The organism is Pseudomonas soli (genome assembly GCF_900110655.1).
Classification (GTDB): domain Bacteria; phylum Pseudomonadota; class Gammaproteobacteria; order Pseudomonadales; family Pseudomonadaceae; genus Aquipseudomonas; species Aquipseudomonas soli.
The window spans coordinates 407195-425644 of record NZ_FOEQ01000002.1; the positions used below are offsets into that span (position 1 = coordinate 407195).

An 18450-nucleotide genomic window follows, 5' to 3' on the forward strand; every position below is an offset into this window, starting at 1 on the left:
CGCCTACCTGTGATTTTACGGGCCTCCGACAAATTCAAACAAACGTTTGTATTGGACCCGCCAAGTGGTGTAGATATAATGCGCGGCCAAGACAAAACGGTGTAGTCCATCACCTGCGAAGCTACAGCACCTGAACGCCGCACGTGACCGTGAACACCCATAAAAGACAAGCAACGCGATGAGCCTTGAGTAGGAGAGAACCTGTGGAACGCGAATACATGGAATTCGACGTGGTCATCGTCGGCGCTGGCCCGGCGGGCCTGTCCGCCGCCTGCCGCCTGAAGCAGAAGGCCGCCGAAGCCGGTAGCGAGATTAGCGTCTGCGTGGTCGAGAAAGGCTCCGAAGTCGGCGCCCATATCCTCTCCGGCGCGGTGTTCGAACCACGTGCCCTGAACGAACTGTTCCCCGACTGGAAAGAACTGGGCGCGCCGCTGAACACCGAAGTCAAACGCGACGACATCTATGTACTCAAGGATGCCGGCAGCTCGACAAAAGTGCCTGACCTGTTCGTGCCCAAGACCATGCACAACCAGGGCAACTACATCATCTCGCTGGGCAACCTGTGCCGCTGGCTGGCCCAGCAGGCCGAGAACCTCGGCGTTGAGATCTACCCGGGCTTCGCCGCCCAGGAAGCGCTGTTCGACGAAAACGGCGTGGTCCGCGGCATCATTACCGGTGACCTCGGTGTCGACCGCGAAGGCAACCCGAAGGACGGCCTGTACACCCCGGGCATGGAGCTGCGCGCCAAGTACACCCTGTTCGCCGAAGGCTGCCGTGGCCACATCGGCAAACAACTGATCAAGCGCTTCGACCTGGACAACGAGTCCGACGTCCAGCACTACGGCATCGGCCTCAAGGAAATCTGGGAGATCGACCCGGCCAAGCACGAACAGGGCCTGGTGGTGCACACCGCCGGCTGGCCGCTGGACGTGATGGCCAAGGACAATACCGGTGGTTCTTTCCTCTATCACCTGGAGAACAACCAGGTGGTGGTCGGCCTGATCGTCGACCTTTCCTACGCCAACCCGTACCTGTCGCCGTTCGACGAATTCCAGCGCCTCAAGCACCACCCGGTGATCAGCCAGTACCTCGAAGGCGGCAAGCGCATCAGCTACGGCGCCCGCGCCATCTGCAAGGGCGGCTTCAACTCGCTGCCGAAGATGGTGTTCAACGGCGGCGCGCTGATCGGCTGCGACCTCGGCACCCTGAACTTCGCCAAGATCAAGGGCAGCCACACCGCGATGAAGTCCGGCATGCTCGCCGCCGAAGCGGTGGCCGACGCACTGATCGCCGGCAGCGAGGGCGGTGACCAGCTCAACAGCTACGTCAGCGCGTTCAAGGCCAGTTGGCTGCATGAAGAGCTGTTCGCCAGCCGCAACTTCGGCCCGGCCATGCACAAGTTCGGCCCGATCCTCGGCGCTGCGTTCAACTACGTCGACCAGAACTGGTTCGGCGGCAAGCTGCCGTTCACCCTGCACGACACCAAGCCGGATTACGCCTGCCTCAAGCTCGCGGCGGATTCGCAAAAGATCGACTATCCGAAACCCGACGGCAAGCTCAGCTTCGACAAGCTCAGCTCGGTATTCCTCTCCAGCACCAACCACGAAGAGGAACAACCCTGCCACCTGAAGCTGGCCGACCCGAGCATCCCGATCGCCAGCAACCTGCCGCTGTACGACGAACCGGCGCAGCGCTACTGCCCGGCGGGCGTTTATGAAGTGATCACCCAGGAAGACGGCAACAAGCGCTTCCAGATCAACGCGCAGAACTGCGTGCACTGCAAGACCTGCGACATCAAGGACCCGGCCCAGAACATCACCTGGGTCACCCCTGAAGGCGCCGGCGGGCCGACCTACCCGAACATGTAGGCCCTGTCCCGCATCAAAAAGCCCCCAAGCCGTTTGGCCCGGGGGCTTTTTCGTATCAGGCGGTACCGACTTCCTTAAAAAGCCCTTGGCGTCGGTCGAACAGTTTGACCAGCGCGGCGTTTAGTCTTGCGCTCTACAGCTCAGCACTCACTGGCTCAATTGTCACCACACATGAGCGGCACTGGCTCGGCATCGAATGTCAGTAGCTCGCGACGCCCAAAATAGAGCGCCGTCAGCAACCCGACCATGCCCATGAACAGGCAGAAACCGACACACACCCACGGGCTCCACGGCATCAGCGCGATCAGCGCCAGCGGTGTGGTGCTGGCCCACAGGGCATAGGCGATGTTGTAGGTGAAGGAGATACCCGACACGCGGATATCGGCCGGGAACAGCCCGACCATCACCGACGGCACCACCCCGACCACGCCACAACACAGACCGGCCAGGGCATAGGCCAGCCAAGTCATGCCCCACTCCCCCACCAGGCTGGCGTACAGCGCCCCGATGCCCAGCGGCAGCAGCAGGCTATAGATCATCAATGCCCGCCAAGCCCCCATACGGTCCACCAGCAGCCCAGCCAGCACACAGCCAATATTGAGGAAGACGATGCCCACGCTGCTCAGCGCGAACGTATGCCCGGCGCTCATGCCAAAGCGCTGTTGCATGACGGTCGGGGTGATCACCACCAGCACCACCACCGCCGAGGTCAACACGCAGGTCAGCAGCGCCGCCGGAATCAATGCCCGACGGTGACGGCTCAGCACGCTGCGCAGCGGAAATGACAGCGGCTGCTCACGCTGGTCGCGCAACGCCAGGAACACGGGCGTCTCACTCAACCAGCGGCGCAGCCAGACACCAATCACGCCGAACACCCCACCCAACAGGAAGGGATAGCGCCATGCATAGTCGAGAATTTCCTGGGGTGTGAACACTTGCGCCAGCAAGGTCGCAGTCAGGGCCCCGAGCAGGTAGCCGAAGGTCAGCCCCGCCTGGAGAAAGCCCAGCGCATAGCCACGACGCCCCGCTGGCGCATGCTCGGCAACGAAGGTCCAGGCACTGGGCACCTCGCCGCCCACCGCCGCCCCTTGCAGGATACGCAGCGCCAGCAGGATCAACGGCGCGGCGTAGCCGATGTCGGCGTAGGTCGGCATCACGCCGATCAGCAGGCACGGCAGTGCCATCATCAGGATGCTCAAGCTGAACACCCGCTTGCGGCCCAGGTGATCGGCGAAATGGGCCATCAGGATGCCACCCAGCGGCCTGGCCAGGTAACCGGTGACGAATATCCCGAAGCTCTGCAGCAGACGCAGCCATTCCGGCATCTCGGGCGGGAAAAACAGCTGGCTGAGGACCAGGGCAAAGAACACGAAAATGATGAAATCGTAGATTTCCAAAGCGCCACCCAACGCGGCCAGCCCCAGGGTCCGGTGGTCGCTACGGCTGAACCGTGGCGGGCGTGTGGTATCGAGCGCAGTCATGGCAGCTTCCGCAACGTGGCAAAAGGCCAAGAGAATAGCAAAAGCCTTGGGCCTGTGGCCGTCCGCGCTTCAGGAGTTGCGGCAGAACACCGTCTGCGCGAGGTTGGTGCGCCGCCGCGAGGCGTTCGAAACCCCTGCCAAACCCGGCGGCAGGGGCAACTGCCCAACCAGTACCGGCAAATCGATGATCGCCATGAAGGACTCCAGCGCCTCGCTGTCAGGCGCGTGTGGCAGGCTGATGCTGACCGCATGCCGGTCACTCGGCGGCACCGCCGGTACCTTCAGGTGAGGCGAGTGATACAGCAGCGCGTGCTGGATCTGCGAACTGACCCGGCAGAAGCGCGCCAGGTCGACCCCTGCATGGCTGGCCAACTCGATGTTGCCCACCAGAAGGTTGAAAGGCTCCAGGGCGCTGTGCACCAGGCGCTGCAGGTCTTCGAACGTCTCCACCGGAGCGATCCGGTAGTAACCCAGGCCGTTGAGCATCCTCTCCAGTTGCAGGCGCTGGCCGGGATGCTCGTCGGCAATGAGGATGCGCATGGATTTGTTAGGCATCGTCCGGACCTGGGCAGTTGGATGGTGACGGTGGCTCCATGACCATACTGCGCCGGCAACGGCAACGTCAGGCGGAGCGCCTGGACGGGGGTCTTTATTGATAGTTGTCGTGAACCCGGGAGAAATCAAGTCACCCGCTTACGGAATTTTCACATCCGCCTGCAGGCGCTCAGGACTCCCACTGGCGCATGCGCACGCGACAGTGCTTCATCGCGTTGACGATGTGCTTTTCCACCACGCTACGGGAAATATCCAGGCGCTCGGCGATCTGCTGGTGCGACAGGCCCTCAAGCTTGCGCAGCAGGAAACTGTCACGACAAGGCGCGCTCAGCTCGCCCAAGGCCTGCTGCATCAGCGCCAGGCGCTGGTCGAGCTGCATGCTGTGCGTCGGTGCCGGGCTGTGCCAGCGCTCGTCGCTGTCGAGTACCTCGAGTGGCTCGGCCTGACGTACCAGGTGCCGCCGATGATGATCGACCACCAGGTTCATTGCCGTGCGGTAAAGAAACGCACGCGGATGTTCGATCCGTTCGCCTTCCGTGCGCTCCAGCACTCGGATGTAGGCGTCATGGGCGACATCTTCGGCCGCCTGGCGATTGCCAAGCCGGGCGGACAGAAAACTCACCAACTCGCGATAGTAGTGTTCCACGACGGCACCTGTCGTCTCCGCTCAAGCGCTGACAGGCAGCGGCAGCAGGGCTGGATGATATCAGCGTGCGATCTTACAAATTATAATTATTCGCAGCAACACGCAGCCCCCAGCCCCGAGTTAAATCGTCATCAGTCACATTCGTTTAACTGGGATCCCCGAGCGCGTGCCGTGTTGCAGCACTCGGCCATTACCTCCGGCTGGAAGCCCGCATGACACGCACACCCAATACCCGCCGCCGAGTACTGATCGGCGCCCTGGGCCTGGCCAGCCTTTGCAGCCTGGTGGCCTGGCAGGTCCTGCCGCTGGGCGGCGCACCGGTCAGCACCGTGCCGGTGCTGCGCGCCGACATCGAAAGCAGCGTCACCGCGCTAGGCACCCTGCAACCACGACGCTACGTCGACGTCGGCGCCCAAGCCTCGGGGCAGATTCGCAAGCTGCATGTGGAGGCCGGTGACGAGGTGCGCCAAGGCCAGTTACTGGTGGAGATCGACCCGTCCACGCAACAGGCCAAGCTCGATGCCGCACGGTACTCGATCGACAACCTCAAGGCCCAGCTGGCCGAACAGCGTGCGCAGTACCAGCTAGCCCAGCAGCAATACCAGCGCCAGCAAGGCTTGGCCGCCGCCGGCGCCACCCGCCAGGAAGACCTGCAGACGGCGCAGGCGCAACTGAAGGTGACCCAGGCCCGCATCGACATGTACCTGGCGCAGATCCGCCAGGCCCAGGCCAGCCTGCGCAGCGACGAGGCCGAGCTGGGCTACACGCGCATCTACGCCCCCATGAGCGGCACGGTGGTGGCGGTGGATGCCCGCGAAGGCCAGACCCTCAATGCCCAGCAGCAGACCCCGCTGATCCTGCGGATAGCCAAGCTCTCGCCGATGACCGTCTGGGCCCAGGTGTCCGAAGCCGACATCGGCAAGGTCAAACCGGGCATGACCGCCTATTTCAACACCCTGGCCGGCGGCAAGCGCCGCTGGACCAGCACCGTGCGCCAGATCCTGCCGGTACCGCCCAAGCCGCTGGACCAGACCAGCCAGGGCGGTGGCAGCCCGGCCAGCGCCACCGCCGGCACCACCGGCAGCAAGGTGGTGCAATACACTGTGCTGCTGGACGTGGACAATCCCGACGGCGCCCTGATGGCGGAGATGACCACCCAGGTGTTCTTCGTCGCCGGGCAAGCCAGCCAGGTGCTCAGCGTGCCCCTGGCCGCACTGGACGACACTCCCGGCGACGGCGTGCGCCTGGCCCAGGTGCTGAACAGCAAGGGTCAGGTCGAGGCGCGCCAGGTGCGCACCGGTTTGAGCGACCGCCTGCGGGTGCAGGTGCTCGAAGGCCTGAACGAAGGCGAGCGCCTGGTCATCGGCCTGCCTGCCGCCAGTGGGGGTTGAGATGGCCACGCCCCTGATCGAGCTGTGCGACATCCGCAAGGTCTACGGCGGTGTCGATTCGCCCAGGGTCGAGGTGTTGCGCGGTATCAGCCTGAGCATCCACCCCGGCGAGTTCGTCGCCATCGTCGGCGCCTCGGGCTCCGGCAAGTCGACCTTGATGAACATCCTCGGCTGCCTCGACCGCCCCACCTCGGGCAACTACCGTTTCGCCGGCCGGGACGTCGCCGAACTGGACAGCGACGAGCTGGCCTGGCTGCGTCGCGAAGCGTTCGGCTTCGTGTTCCAGGGCTATCACCTGATCCCTTCGGGCTCGGCCCAGGAGAACGTCGAGATGCCGGCCATCTATGCCGGCACCCCGCCCGCCGAGCGCCATGCCCGCGCCCGTGCCCTGCTCGAGCGCCTGGGTCTGGCCAGCCGCACCGGCAATCGCCCGCACCAGTTGTCTGGCGGGCAGCAGCAACGGGTGTCGATCGCCCGGGCGCTGATGAACGGCGGGCACATCATCCTCGCCGACGAACCCACTGGGGCCCTCGACAGCCACAGCGGCGCCGAGGTGATGACCCTGCTAGACGAGCTGGCCAGCCAGGGCCATGTGATCATCCTCATTACCCACGACCGTGAAGTTGCGGCCCGTGCCCAGCGGATCATCGAAGTGCGCGACGGCGAAGTGGTCAGCGACTCCCCCAGCCAGCCGTCGGCCGACATTCCTCGGCAGCTGCAGGCCGACGACCTGCGCCAGCGCCTGGACCGCGGCGCCACCCAGCGCGGCGCCTGGAAAGGCGAACTGGTCGAGTCCCTGCAGGCCGCCTGGCGAGTAATGTGGATCAACCGCTTCCGCACCGCGCTGACCCTGCTCGGCATCATCATCGGGGTCGCCTCGGTGGTAGTCATGCTCGCGGTCGGCGAAGGCAGCAAGCGCCAGGTCATGGCACAGATGGCCGCATTCGGCTCGAACATCCTCTATCTCAACGGCAAGCACTCCTCCGAGGAACTGATGGGCATCGTCACCCTCGACGATGTCGACGCCATCGGCGAACTGCCCCAGGTCAAACGGGTCATGCCGGTGATCGGCGACAAGCTCATGGTGCGCCACGGCAACAAGGGCGAGCAGTTCTACGTTGGCGGCAACAACACCTGGTTCCCCGAGATCTTCAACTGGCCCGTGGTCGAGGGCAGCTTCTACAGCGAGGCCGACGAAGCCAACGGCGCCGCCGTGGCCGTGATCGGGCAGAAGGTGCGTGACAAGATGTTCGGCCCGGGCAGCAATCCGCTCGGGCAGTACCTGCTGATCGGCAACGTGCCGTTCCAGGTGATCGGCGTGCTCCAGGGCAAAGGCGCCAGCTCCGGCAGCGAGGACAGCGACGAACGCGTGGTGGTGCCCTACTCCGCCGCCTCCATCCGCCTGTTCGGCAGCCGCGACCCGGAATACGTCACCATCGCCGCCCAGGACTCCAGCCGGGTGAAGGAGACCGAGCAGGCGATCGAGCGCCTGATGCTGCAGCGCCACCAGGGCAAGAATGACTTCGTCCTGACCAACGACGCCGCACTGATCCAGGCCGAGGCCCGCACGCAGAACAGCCTGTCGCTGATGCTCGGCGCGATTGCCGCGATCTCCCTGCTGGTGGGTGGCATCGGCGTGATGAACATCATGCTCATGACCGTGCGCGAACGCACCCGCGAGATCGGCATCCGCATGGCCACCGGCGCGCGCCAGCGCGACATCCTGCGCCAGTTCCTCACCGAGGCGGTGATGCTGTCGATGGTCGGCGGCGTGACCGGCATCGTCCTGGCCCTGGCCATCGGCGCCAGCCTGTTGCTGGCCGACATCGCCGTGGCCTTCGCCCTGCCCGCCATCCTCGGCGCCTTTGCCTGCGCCGTGATCACCGGCGTGGTGTTCGGTTTCATGCCGGCCCGCAAGGCCGCCCGCCTCGACCCGGTCAAGGCCCTTACCAGCGAATAACCCATGACGATCCCCTGCCGTATCAGCTTGCTGGCCCTGAGCCTTGGCCTGGCCGCCTGCAGCACCCCACCGCCGCCTGCGGCGAACATCGACGCCCCAGCGGCCTGGCAAGGGCCGACCAGCCCCAACCAGGCGCTGCCGGACAACCAGTGGTGGCGCGCCTTTGCCAGCCTGGAACTGGACCGGCTGGTCGAGCGCGCGCGCTCGAACAGCCACGACCTGGCGGCGGCCGCGGCGCGGGTGCGCAAGGCCCAGGCCATCGCAGTGATCGCCGGCGCGCCATTACTGCCAGAAGTACAGCTCGGCCTGGATGGCAGCCGACAGCGCCTGTTGCGCGGTGAAGGCAACAGGCAGCTCGACGCCAGCAGCAGCGAGCGCACCAGCACCTCGTTCGGCACCCGCCTGAGCGCCAGCTACGAGATCGATTTCTGGGGCGGCCTGCGCGCCACCCGCGACAGCGCGCTGCGCGGCCTGGATGCCAGCCGTTTCGATCGCCAGACCGTCGAGCTGACCCTGGTCAGCGCCGTGGCCGACAGCTACCTGCAAAGCCTGGCACTCGACGAGCAACTGCGCATCGCCCAGCTCAACCTGGACAATGCCCGCGACGTGCTGGGCCTGGTCGAAGCCCGCGAACGTTCAGGCTCGGCCACCCGCCTGGAACTGGCCCAGCAGCGCAGCCTGGTGGCGGCCCAGGAACGCCAGCTGCCGCTGCTCGAACAGCGTCGCCAGGACAACCGCATCGTCCTCGCCACCCTGCTGGGCGACCCGGTTCAGGCCCTGCCCGACAATCGCGAAATGATCAGCAACTTACAATGGCCCAGCATCGGCAGCGGCGTGCCCAGCGAACTGCTCGGCCGGCGGCCGGACATCGCCGCCGCCGAGGCGCGCCTGGCGGCGGCCAGCGCCAACATCCAGGTAGCACGGGCGGCCATGCTGCCTCGCCTGATACTCGGCGCGAACCTGGGCAGCGGTGCACGCACCCTGCCCAATGTCCTCGACAGCCCCTACTACACCCTGACGGCCGGCCTCGCCGCGCCGATCTTCAACAACGGCCGACTCAGTGCCGCGCGGGACCAGGCCAGCGCCGAACAGGAGGAATTGCTGGAGCTGTACCGCGGCAGCATCCTGGCAGGTTTCGCGGATGTGGAGAAAGCCTTGAACGCCGTCGCCGGTGTCGAACGCCAGCGCCGCTGGCAGGACCAGGAGGTGGAGCAGGCACGCGTCGCCTTCGAACTGGCCCAGCAACGTTACGCCGCCGGCGCCGAGACCCTGCTGACGGTGCTCGAAACCCAGCGCACGCTGTACCTGGCCCAGGACCAGCAGGCACAGCTGCGCCTTGAGCAGCTGCAGGGCAGCGTGGCGCTGTACAAGGCATTGGGTGGGGGCTGGCAGACGCCGGTCAAGCTGTAGGTTACGCGAGTCCCTGCAAGCGTGGGTTTGCCCCCGCTTGCAGGGACATGGGGTGCATCAGGGCACGATGTTCTTCAGTGACAGGTGGCGCGCGTACCAAGGGCGTTGCGGCACCTTGCGCAGCAGGCCATCGAGCTTTTCCTCGTTACCGAACGTAATACGCAGGGCCAGCTTCATGGTCTCCACATCCATCTCCACCGACTTACCCAGGCGCATGCCTGGCTGGGTGCTGCAGCCATGGGTGTCCGGGCCCAGCCACGGGTCGCCGGCTTCGACCCAGCGACCTGGGGCGAACCAGGGCACGCCATTGACCTCCAGCCGCCGTACCTGGCCGGGGTGGTAGCGTTCATGGGCACGGAACCAGTCGTCGATGCGGTCGTCGATCCAGCCATGGAAACCCCAGAACACCGGATTGACATGGGACGAGAACGGGTCGCCGAGAAAGTCGTTTTCGGGCTCGAACCAGCGCGCGGCAAAGTCGGCCTGGTCACGGGCGAAAGGCACCGGCGCGCCATTGTTCGGATCACGCGGCACCGACGCCCAGCACATGTGCAGCCAGTCGTGCAGGTTCATCTCCAGTTCCGAACCGAAGGCGCCCAGGGTCAGCTTCGACAGGTACAACGGGTCCTGGTACTGCGACTCCCACACCTGGAAGTTGCTGCAATAGGTTTCGCCGGCCTTGATCGCCCCGACCCACTGACCATAGGCCTCGTCACCCGGCGCCTGCCAGGTCGGCGGCACACAGTAGCCGTCATGGTTGTCGAAATAGCGGGCAAAGCCTGCGCGATCGAACTCGACGCTCGGCTGCGGCAGCGGGAAGCGCTGCCAGGAGGGCAAGTCTTGCAAGGTGCGTGCATACATCAGCATGTGCCGGTGCATGAACAGGAAATCGATACCCGAGCCATTGCGGTGCTTGCGCGGGCCCCGGGCATCGCGCTCATGGTCTCTGGGCCCCGGCTGCCAGCCCAGGCCACGCAGAGCGTCCTGCTTGTTCCGCGGCAGCTTGTGCCACTGGTCACGGGTGGCATGCCAGAGCTGATGGAACAAGCGGTGTTCGGCACCGACCACCCAGGCCAGCATCTCGGGGGTATACGGCAGGCGCTCACGGGCCTCGGGGAACAACCGCTTGACCGCGACGAAGCGGCTGTCGGGCACAGGCAGGGTCAGCGGCCGATCCAGACGCTGCACGCGCCCGCTCAGCGTGCCGCTGCCGGCATTGGCGAACTCGGCCCAGACTTCGTCAAGGCTGGCCACGCACTCGTAGCCCGGCCCACCGTGCTGATTGACCAGGCGCCAGCGCACCTGGGCGCTGCTGGCGCCGACCAGGTCGCCCAGCACGCGGTAGGTCGGCTCGCCAGCCCCACGCAAACGCTCGCCGGTATCGACGAAACCGCGCAGGCCGCGCCCCTTGGTGGCGACGTCGAGGAACATCTCGACACCTTGCTGGGGTAGCCCATCCAGGCCGCGCTCGGCACCCTCGAAGCGGATATCCCAGACGCCGCGCAGTTGGTCCGCCAGCACCTGGCCTGCGTAGTCGGCCAGCTCGACACTGGCCTCGCCTGGCGTGACGATGTCGTCCTCGGGGTCGTGGGTCAGTTGCTTGTGCGCGTAATAGGCCGCCGTGCCTGTGGCGCCCGCCACAGCCAGGCCGGCGATGAATCCTCGTCGGGAAATTGTCATTGCGCCTCAATCCGTCTTCGCGTGCCGCGACTGCTATCCAAGCTAGAACGTAGGTGGGCCAGGGAAATTTAGGCGCGGTACACACCGGCTAATTAACCGCGCATTGCGCTCGTCTGATGGGTATCTCCCGCTGACAGAGGCATGCCCATGACCTCCCCGCTTGCCCGCCTGGCACCTGCTGCCCAGGCAACGCCCTACCGGCTCTTCGACCTCGACCTCAAGGCCATCGAACCCCTGAGCCCCTCACTGACGCGCTTCGTCTTCACCGGCGAGGACGTCGCGCTGATGACCACCCTGGCCCCCGACCAGCGTGTGAAGTTGCTGTTTCCGACCCCTGCCGGCGCGCCATCCAACCTGCCCAAGCACGCGCAATGGCAGCAGGCGCGGCGCGAACTGCCGGCGCAAGACATGCCGCCCATGCGCACCTACACCATCCGCGCCCTGCGCCGCGAGGCGCTGGAGGTGGATGTGGACTTTGTCCTGCACGGCGTCAATGGCCCGGCATCGGCCTGGGCCACCCACGCCCGCGTCGGCGACCGCCTGCAGATGGTCGCCCCCAACCTGGCATATGCCGACGACCCCGGCGGCTATGAATGGAAACCGCCACGCAGCGCCCGGCGCATTCTGCTGATCGGCGACGAAACCGCCCTGCCGGCGATTGCCGGCATCCTCGAACAGCTGGTCACGACCGCGCCGGAGCTGGCAGTCGAAGCCTTCATCGAAGTCCCGTTGGAAGCCGACTGTCTCGACCTGCGCCAGAGCCCGGCCACCCGCCTGCACTGGCTGCCACGCGACCTGCTGCGCAGCGAGCACGGCCAAGGCATGCAGCACGCCGTGCGCGAGCTGGCCAGCCTGCCGGCGCTGCGTGGCGCGTCGACGGTCGAGCTGGAAGACGTGGATATCGACGAAAGCATCCTGTGGGAACAGGCCTGCGGCGAACACGGCGACTTCCATGCCTGGATCGCCGGGGAGTCGGGGACTGTCATGGATATCCGCCGCTACCTGATCAAGGAGCGCGGACTGCCGCGAGAAAGCCTGACGCTGATGGGCTACTGGCGCGCCGGGCGCGTGTTCGACTGAGCATGAGCAGGGGCGCCTTGCGCCCCATCGCAGGCTTGCCGGCGATGGGGCCCTGACCAGCAATAGACCAAGGGGCCGAACACAGCCCCCGAATATCAACCGGCCTTGACCGCCGCCGCTACGGCTTCGGCAAATCTGGCGGCCACTTCATCGATCTGCTCGGCACTGATGATCAACGGCGGCAGGAAGCGCACCACAGCACCATGGCGGCCGCCCAGCTCGAGGATCAGGCCGCGGCGCAGGCACTCGCGCTGCAGCTTCGGCGCCAGGCTGCGGCATGCCGGCGGATGCCCCTGCGCGTCGCGCTTGCCCGCCGGGTCCACCAGCTCCACGCCCAGCATCAAGCCACGGCCACGAATGTCGCCCAGCTGCGGATAGTCCTGCTGCAACCGTTGCAGATGCCCACGCAAGCGTTGGCCCATGGCCTCGGCATGCTCGCACAGGCGATGCTCTACCAGGTACTTCATCACCGCAGAGCCCGCCGCCATGGCCATCTGATTACCACGGAAAGTGCCGGCATGGGCGCCCGGCGACCACTGGTCAAGCCAGTCGCGATAGACCATCACCGCCAGTGGCAGGCTGCCGCCGATGGCCTTGGACAGGGTAACCACGTCAGGCACGATGCCGGCGTGCTCGAAGGCGAACATCTTGCCGGTGCGGGCGAAGCCGCTCTGGATCTCGTCGACGATCAGCGCCACCCCGGCCTGCTCGGTGATCCGACGCAGCCCGCGCAACCACTCGATATCGGCAGGGATCACACCGCCCTCGCCCTGCACCACCTCGACGATCACTGCAGCCGGCAGCGCCACCCCGGCTTCGGGGTCGTTCAGCAGGTTCTCCAGGTAGTGCAGGTTGGCGCGCACGCCCGCCTCGCCACCCAGGCCGAACGGGCAACGGTAGTCATAGGGGTAAGGCAGGAACTGCACGCCATTGTTCAGCAGCGCGCCAAGGGGCTTTTTCGGCCCAAGGCTGCCCATCAGGCTCAGGGCGCCCTGGGTCATGCCATGGTAGGCGCCCTGGAATGCCAGCACGGTGCTGCGCCCGGTCACGGTACGCACCAGCTTGAGCGCGGCCTCCACCGCATCGGTGCCGGTCGGGCCGCAGAACTGGATCTTGGCTTCACCGCGCAGGCCCTCGGGCAACAGGCCGAACAGGTCCTGGACGAACTGGTCCTTGACCGGCGTGGTCAGGTCCAGGGTATGCAGTGGCAGCTCGTCGGCCAGCACGCGCTGGATGGCATCGATCACCACCGGATGGTTGTGGCCCAGGGCCAGCGTGCCGGCACCGGCCAGGCAGTCGATGAACTGGCGGCCCTCGACGTCCTCGACGTACAGGCCACGGGCGCGCTTGAGCGCCAGCGGAATGCGCCGCGGATAGCTACGGGCGTTGGACTCCTGCTGTTGCTGGCGCAGCAGCAGCGGTGAGTCCTCGAATTCATACAGCGGGCGCGGCGCGGTGGCCGGCAGCACCTGGGCAAGGCTGGAAGCGGTCGACATCGGAAAATCCCTCGCAAGCAAGCGAATGTGCCCGCCACGCGCCCTGTAACCGGATGTGTGTCGGGTTCTTATCGCTTGAAAAACGCTTCAGCGAGGTGCGGATTTAGCGGTTGCCGTCGGATTTGTTGCGGATCAACCCCCTGAGCGTGCCGGCACCTGCAGGCGCACCCGCAAGCCATCGGCCTGGCTGTCGAAACGCAGGCTGCCGGCACAGCGCTGGACGATGGCCTGGACGATCGCCAGCCCCAGGCCGCAGCCGCCGCTCTGGCCGTTGCGCCAGAAACGCTCGGTCAAGTGTTCGAGATCGCCCTGCGCGATGCCCGGGCCATGGTCGCGGACGAGGAAGTCCACCTGGCCGTCCTGCGCCTGCACATCCAGCTCCACGGCGGCATCGCCGCCATGGCGCAAGGCGTTGTCCAACAGGTTGCGCAGTGCCGCCACCGCCAGCGGCGCCGGCATGCTCAGGTAGACCTTGGCCGCCTCCTCGGGCAGATGCAGGTGAATGCGCCGGTTGTCGCCGCCACCGGCATCCTCGATGGCCTGTTGGGCAACCTGGGCGGCACTGCACTGCACGCCGTCATCGAACGACAGGCTGCCCTCGACCCGCGCCAGCATCAGCAATTGCTCCAGCGTGCGGTGCATGCGGTCGGTACCCTGCTCGGCGTGTTCCAGGGCCTGTTCGCGCACCGCGCCGTCAGTCATGCGCGCCACCTGCAGGTGGGTCTTGATCGCGGTCAACGGGCTGCGCAGTTCGTGGGCGGCGTCGTCGGTCAGGCGGCGTTCACGCTCGAGGGTCTGGGCGATGCGCAGGAACAGCTGGTTCTGGGTGTCGAGCAACGGTTGCAGCTCGCTGGGCAAGCCGGCCACCTGCAGGGGTTCGACACTGTCTGCGCGGCGCCTGCGCAAGGCATCGCGCATCCGATTGAGCGGTTCCAGGCCTTTGCCAAGGCCGATCCACAACAACCCCAGGCTACCCAGCAGAGCCATCAGCACCGGTGCCGAGGCCGCCAGCAGGATCGACTGGTTCAGCGCCTCGCGCTCCTGGTGACGGTCGGCGGTGGTGATGCGCACATCGCCATGGTTATAGGTGAAGGTACGCCATGAGGCGCCATCGATGGTCTGGTCACGGAACCCGCTGCGCTCGTCGTCCATGGCGCCATCGTGCTTGTGATTGCTGGCGAGGATTTCGCCGCGCAACGAGCTGACCTGGCAAGCCATGCCATCCGGCACGCTGAACTGGTCGGCGGAGAAATGCGCATCCTGGCCCTTGGCGGTCAGCGGCTGCGGCAACTGGTCGATCAGCCCCGCGACCATGCGTGCCGAGGCCACCAGCCGCTGGTCGAGGGAGAACATCATCTGTTGGCGCAGGTCACGCAGCATCCACGCTGCCGCCAGCACCCAGATGACGATGAACACGCTGCCAAGGATCAGCGACAGGCGTACCCGCAGGCTCATGTTGCGGCCTCCTCCGGCGCCTGGGCCGGGCCCAGGCGGTAACCCAGGCCGCGCACGGTCTCGACGATGCTGTTGCCCAGCTTGCGCCGCAGGTGGTGGATATGCACGTTCAGCGCATTGCTCTCGACTTCGTCGCCGAAACCATAGACGCAGTCCTTGAGCTGCTCGCTGGAGAGCACGCGCCCCGGGTTCTGCAGCAACGCCTGGAGCAGCGCCTGTTCGCGCCGCGACAGGTCCAGTGGCCGCCCAGCCAGGCTCGCCTCGCAACTGCTGGGGTCGTAGCGCAGCGGACCATGCTCAATCACGTTCACCGCCCGCCCGGCCACCCGGCGCAGCAGGGTGTGCAAGCGGGCGGCCAGTTCGCGCAGGTCGAAGGGTTTGAGCAGGTAATCGTCGGCGCCGGCCTGCAGGCCATCGACCCGGTCGGTGACCGCGTCACGAGCGGTGAGCACCAGCACCGGCAGGATCTCGCCCTGCTGGCGCAGGCGGCGCAGCAGCTTAAGGCCGTCTTCGTCGGGCAGGCCCAGGTCGAGGATCATCACGTCGAACTTGGCGGTCTGCAGCATCTGCCGGGCCTGCGAGGCGCTGGCCACCCGGTCCACGGTCAGGCCTTGGGCCGAGAGGCCGGCGCAGATGCCGCTGGCAATCAGGTCGTCGTCCTCGCAGAGCAGAACGTGCATGGGGAGCTCCTGGGTGGGGAAGATGGCATTGCACAGGTTCATCATTAAGGGGGGATTATGAACCGGTTTGGCGACGTTCGTCGGGCTGATAGCATCGAGCGCTGTAACTCTCCCACCAATGGTCCTAGGACCAGCTTAACCTTCAGTTAATACCCCAAGGCCAGCATGGCCTCCTTCAAAGTTCTGCCAAGGCGTCGACATGCGTGTTCTCCTGCTTTTCCTGACATTCCTGCTCGCCGGCCCTCTACAGGCCAACCCGTTCGCGGTCAAACCGGACTTCCTGCCGGTGAACGAAGCCTTCGTGCTGACCCACGACCGCCTGGAAAACGGCCAGATGCGCCTGCATTTCCAGATCAAGGACGGCTACTACCTTTACCAGAAACGCCTGAAGTTCGACGGCCTGCCCCCCGAGCAGCACCCGCCCCTGCCCCAGGCCGAGAACCACCACGACGAGTTCTTCGGCGACAGCGCGGTCTACCGCACCGAACTCGAGCTGCTGCTGCCGGCCAACGCCAGCGGTGAACTGCGCCTGGGCTGGCAAGGCTGCGCGGACGCAGGGCTATGCTATCCGCCACAGACCACCCCGATCGCCCTTGGCGGGGCGGCTGCGGCAACGCCGGCTGCCGACCAGGCCAGCGACCAAGCCCTGGCCGGCACCCTGCAACACGACAGCCTGGCCTGGAGCCTGCTGGCCTTCTTCGGCCTGGGCCTGCTGCTGGCCTTCACCCCCTGCTCGCTGCCGATGCTGCCGATCCTCGCCGGGCTGGTCCTGGGCAATGGCGCCAGCGCTCGCCGTGGCTGGTGGCTGGCCGGCGTCTATGTGTTGAGCATGGCCCTGGTGTACGCCGCACTCGGCGTGATTGCCGCGCTGCTGGGCGCCAGCCTGCAGGCCTGGCTGCAACAACCCTGGCTGCTGGGTAGCCTGGCCGGGCTGTTCGTGCTGCTCGCCCTGCCGATGTTCGGTGCCTTCGAACTGCAACTGCCCGCCGCCCTGCGTGACCGCCTGGACCGCGCCGGCCAAGGCACCCGTGGCGGCAACCTGTACGGCGCGGCGTTACTGGGCGCCCTGTCGGGCTTGCTGCTGGGCCCCTGCATGACCGCGCCACTAGCCGGCGCGCTGCTGTTCATTGCCCAGAGCGGCGACGTGCTGCAAGGGGCACTGGTGCTGTTCGCCCTCGGCCTGGGCATGGGTGTCCCGCTGTTGCTGCTGGTCACCCTGGGCAATCGCTACCTGCCACGCCCGGGCGCCTGGATGAACCTGGTCAAGGGCTTGTTCGGCTTCGTGTTCCTGGCCATGGCCCTGTACACCGTGCGCGGCCTGCTGCCGGAAACGCTGGTACTGGCCCTGGCTGGCGCCTGGTTGATCGCCCTGGGCTGGGCCGCCTGGCCTGCCCTGCAGCGTTTGCCCGCCTTGCGTGCGATCCCCCTGCTGGGCGCGCTGTGGGGTGGCCTGCTGCTGGTGGGCGCCGCAGCCGGTGGCAACGATGTGTGGCAGCCTTTGCAGCCTTTTGCCGGCAAGAGCACGGCCACGGCCCCCGCCAGCGGCCACGACGCCTTTGTCACCGTCAGCGCACCGGCCGAGCTGCAACGTGAACTCGATGCCGCCAAAGCCCGTGGCCAATGGGTGCTGGTGGACTATTACGCCGACTGGTGCGTGTCATGCAAAGTCATGGAGAAGCAGGTGTTCGCCCGTGCCGATGTCCAGGCCAGCCTTGACGATGTGCACCTGCTGCGCCTGGATGTGACCGCCGACTCCCCAGCCAGCCGCGAGCTGCTGCAACGCTACCAGGTCCCGGGCCCGCCCAGCCTGATCTGGGTCGGCCCGGAGGGCGAGGAACGTCGCGCCCGCCGCATCACCGGTGAAATCGACGCCGCCGGGTTCCTCCAGCACTGGGCCCAGACCAGGAGCCAAGGCTGATGCTCACCATCACCCTCGGGCCGCTGACCATGGCCCTCAACCACCTGCTGCTGCTTGCCGCACTGGGCATCGCCAGCCTGGTCGGCTGGCGGGTCGCAAGGCGCGGCGGCGAAAACCCCGAGTCGGCGCTGTTCAACCTGTTCCTGCTGGGCTTGCTGTTCGCCCGCCTGGGTTTTGTCCTCGCCTACTGGCCGATGTACCGTGACGACCCGCTGCAGATCATCGATATCCGCGACGGCGGCTTCCTGCTCTGGGGCGGGCTGCTGGGCATCGTCCTCGGCACCTTGTGGCAAGGCTGGCGCCGCCCGGGCCTGCGCCGCCCGCTGGGCTGGGCGCTGTTCAGCGGCGCCCTGTTCTGGGGGTTGGCCAGCCTGGCCAGCCACCTCTACAGCAAAGGCACCGAGCTGCCCGACATGAGCCTGCGCGACAGCCGCGGCCAGGCGGTGGCCCTGCACGACTACCGCGGCCGCCCGCTGGTGATCAACATCTGGGCCACCTGGTGCCCACCCTGCCGCCGCGAGATGCCGGTGCTGCAACAGGCCGAGGACGACTATCCCCACGTGACCTTCCTGTTCGTCAACCAGGGGGAGACCCCCGAGAACGTTAGCACCTTCATGGCCACCACCGGCCTGACCCTCTCCAACGTGCTGTTCGACGGCACCGGCGAGCTGGCCCGCAAGGTCGGCTCCATGGCCCTGCCCACCACCCTGTTCTACAACGCCGAAGGGCGGCTGGTCGGCAGCCACCTGGGCGAACTGTCGCGCGCCAGCTTGCGCCACGCCCTGGAACCCTTCGAACGCGCCAACGCGCCCGCCCCACAAGGAAACTGA

The 18450-nt window shown here is 66.4% G+C and carries 13 protein-coding genes and 1 pseudogene; 7 read left to right on the plus strand and 7 right to left on the minus strand.

Annotated elements, in window-relative coordinates; all coding sequences use genetic code 11:
* The first annotated feature begins 203 nt into the window (after positions 1-203).
* Positions 204-1868, plus strand: coding sequence for an electron transfer flavoprotein-ubiquinone oxidoreductase (locus tag BMY03_RS06485; protein ID WP_094010574.1), 1665 nt, complete (start codon positions 204-206; stop codon positions 1866-1868).
* 155 nt (positions 1869-2023) lie between these two features.
* On the opposite strand, the gene BMY03_RS06490 is transcribed toward BMY03_RS06485, so the two are convergent.
* From BMY03_RS06490 to BMY03_RS06500, 3 genes and pseudogenes are all read right to left on the minus strand, one after another.
* Positions 2024-3349, minus strand: coding sequence for an MFS transporter (locus BMY03_RS06490; RefSeq protein ID WP_094010575.1), 1326 nt, complete (start codon positions 3347-3349; stop codon positions 2024-2026).
* Positions 3350-3418: 69 nt separating this feature from the next.
* Positions 3419-3904 (minus strand): histidine kinase, encoded by a 486-nt coding sequence (locus tag BMY03_RS06495; protein ID WP_094010576.1) that lies wholly within the window; start codon positions 3902-3904, stop codon positions 3419-3421.
* A gap of 169 nt (positions 3905-4073) precedes the next feature.
* Positions 4074-4559 (minus strand): annotated as a pseudogene (locus BMY03_RS06500) (sigma-70 family RNA polymerase sigma factor); the annotation flags it as partial.
* 203 nt (positions 4560-4762) lie between these two features.
* Here BMY03_RS06500 and BMY03_RS06505 point away from each other — a divergent pair.
* Genes BMY03_RS06505 through BMY03_RS06515 form a run of 3 tightly spaced genes read left to right on the plus strand, consistent with a single transcriptional unit; the run spans position 4763 to position 9311 of the window.
* Positions 4763-5941: an efflux RND transporter periplasmic adaptor subunit gene (locus BMY03_RS06505; RefSeq protein WP_094010577.1), complete on the plus strand. Its 1179-nt coding sequence runs from the start codon at positions 4763-4765 to the stop codon at positions 5939-5941.
* A 1-nt stretch (position 5942) separates the two neighbouring features.
* Positions 5943-7901: a MacB family efflux pump subunit gene (locus BMY03_RS06510; RefSeq protein ID WP_038705726.1), complete on the plus strand. Its 1959-nt coding sequence runs from the start codon at positions 5943-5945 to the stop codon at positions 7899-7901.
* Positions 7902-7904: 3 nt separating this feature from the next.
* Positions 7905-9311: an efflux transporter outer membrane subunit gene (locus tag BMY03_RS06515; protein WP_094010578.1), complete on the plus strand. Its 1407-nt coding sequence runs from the start codon at positions 7905-7907 to the stop codon at positions 9309-9311.
* Between the two features lie 57 nt (positions 9312-9368).
* On the opposite strand, the gene pvdP is transcribed toward BMY03_RS06515, so the two are convergent.
* The gene (gene pvdP / locus BMY03_RS06520) at positions 9369-10991 is read right to left on the minus strand and encodes a pyoverdine maturation tyrosinase PvdP (protein WP_038705724.1); all 1623 of its coding nucleotides are present in this window, start codon (positions 10989-10991) and stop codon (positions 9369-9371) included.
* A 147-nt stretch (positions 10992-11138) separates the two neighbouring features.
* Here pvdP and BMY03_RS06525 point away from each other — a divergent pair, with 147 nt between their 5' ends.
* Complete coding sequence (locus BMY03_RS06525; protein WP_094010579.1) at positions 11139-12071, plus strand: siderophore-interacting protein; 933 nt, start codon at positions 11139-11141, stop codon at positions 12069-12071.
* A gap of 95 nt (positions 12072-12166) precedes the next feature.
* Here the strand turns inward: BMY03_RS06525 and BMY03_RS06530 are convergent, their stop codons facing one another.
* The 3 genes from BMY03_RS06530 to BMY03_RS06540 all read right to left on the minus strand — a co-directional run bounded on the left by BMY03_RS06530 (position 12167) and on the right by BMY03_RS06540 (position 15702).
* Entirely contained in the window at positions 12167-13567 is a 1401-nt protein-coding gene (locus BMY03_RS06530) for an aspartate aminotransferase family protein (RefSeq protein WP_094010580.1), read from the minus strand.
* 132 nt (positions 13568-13699) lie between these two features.
* On the minus strand, positions 13700-15022 hold the full coding sequence (locus tag BMY03_RS06535; protein WP_094010581.1) for an ATP-binding protein: 1323 nt from the start codon (positions 15020-15022) through the stop codon (positions 13700-13702).
* Positions 15019-15702, minus strand: a complete 684-nt coding sequence (locus BMY03_RS06540; RefSeq protein WP_038705721.1) for a response regulator — start codon at positions 15700-15702, stop codon at positions 15019-15021. The genes BMY03_RS06535 and BMY03_RS06540 overlap by 4 nt, the downstream gene beginning before the upstream one ends.
* A gap of 199 nt (positions 15703-15901) precedes the next feature.
* On the opposite strand from BMY03_RS06540, the gene dsbD reads away from it, so the two are divergent.
* Positions 15902-17620: a protein-disulfide reductase DsbD gene (gene dsbD, locus BMY03_RS06545; protein ID WP_038705720.1), complete on the plus strand. Its 1719-nt coding sequence runs from the start codon at positions 15902-15904 to the stop codon at positions 17618-17620.
* On the plus strand, positions 17620-18450 hold the full coding sequence (locus tag BMY03_RS06550; protein ID WP_094010582.1) for a TlpA family protein disulfide reductase: 831 nt from the start codon (positions 17620-17622) through the stop codon (positions 18448-18450). Before dsbD ends, BMY03_RS06550 begins: the two co-directional genes overlap by 1 nt.

What these genes read in the sequence shown, in the direction of transcription:
- BMY03_RS06490 (WP_094010575.1), bottom strand. Translation starts at nt 3,349, where the DNA reads ATGACTGCGCTCGATACCACACGCCCGCCACGGTTCAGCCGTAGCGAC.
- BMY03_RS06495 (WP_094010576.1), bottom strand. Translation starts at nt 3,904, where the DNA reads ATGCCTAACAAATCCATGCGCATCCTCATTGCCGACGAGCATCCCGGC.
- BMY03_RS06505 (WP_094010577.1), top strand. Translation starts at nt 4,763, where the DNA reads ATGACACGCACACCCAATACCCGCCGCCGAGTACTGATCGGCGCCCTG.
- BMY03_RS06510 (WP_038705726.1), top strand. Translation starts at nt 5,943, where the DNA reads ATGGCCACGCCCCTGATCGAGCTGTGCGACATCCGCAAGGTCTACGGC.
- BMY03_RS06515 (WP_094010578.1), top strand. Translation starts at nt 7,905, where the DNA reads ATGACGATCCCCTGCCGTATCAGCTTGCTGGCCCTGAGCCTTGGCCTG.
- pvdP (WP_038705724.1), bottom strand. Translation starts at nt 10,991, where the DNA reads ATGACAATTTCCCGACGAGGATTCATCGCCGGCCTGGCTGTGGCGGGC.
- BMY03_RS06525 (WP_094010579.1), top strand. Translation starts at nt 11,139, where the DNA reads ATGACCTCCCCGCTTGCCCGCCTGGCACCTGCTGCCCAGGCAACGCCC.
- BMY03_RS06530 (WP_094010580.1), bottom strand. Translation starts at nt 13,567, where the DNA reads ATGTCGACCGCTTCCAGCCTTGCCCAGGTGCTGCCGGCCACCGCGCCG.
- BMY03_RS06535 (WP_094010581.1), bottom strand. Translation starts at nt 15,022, where the DNA reads ATGAGCCTGCGGGTACGCCTGTCGCTGATCCTTGGCAGCGTGTTCATC.
- BMY03_RS06540 (WP_038705721.1), bottom strand. Translation starts at nt 15,702, where the DNA reads ATGCACGTTCTGCTCTGCGAGGACGACGACCTGATTGCCAGCGGCATC.
- dsbD (WP_038705720.1), top strand. Translation starts at nt 15,902, where the DNA reads ATGCGTGTTCTCCTGCTTTTCCTGACATTCCTGCTCGCCGGCCCTCTA.
- BMY03_RS06550 (WP_094010582.1), top strand. Translation starts at nt 17,620, where the DNA reads ATGCTCACCATCACCCTCGGGCCGCTGACCATGGCCCTCAACCACCTG.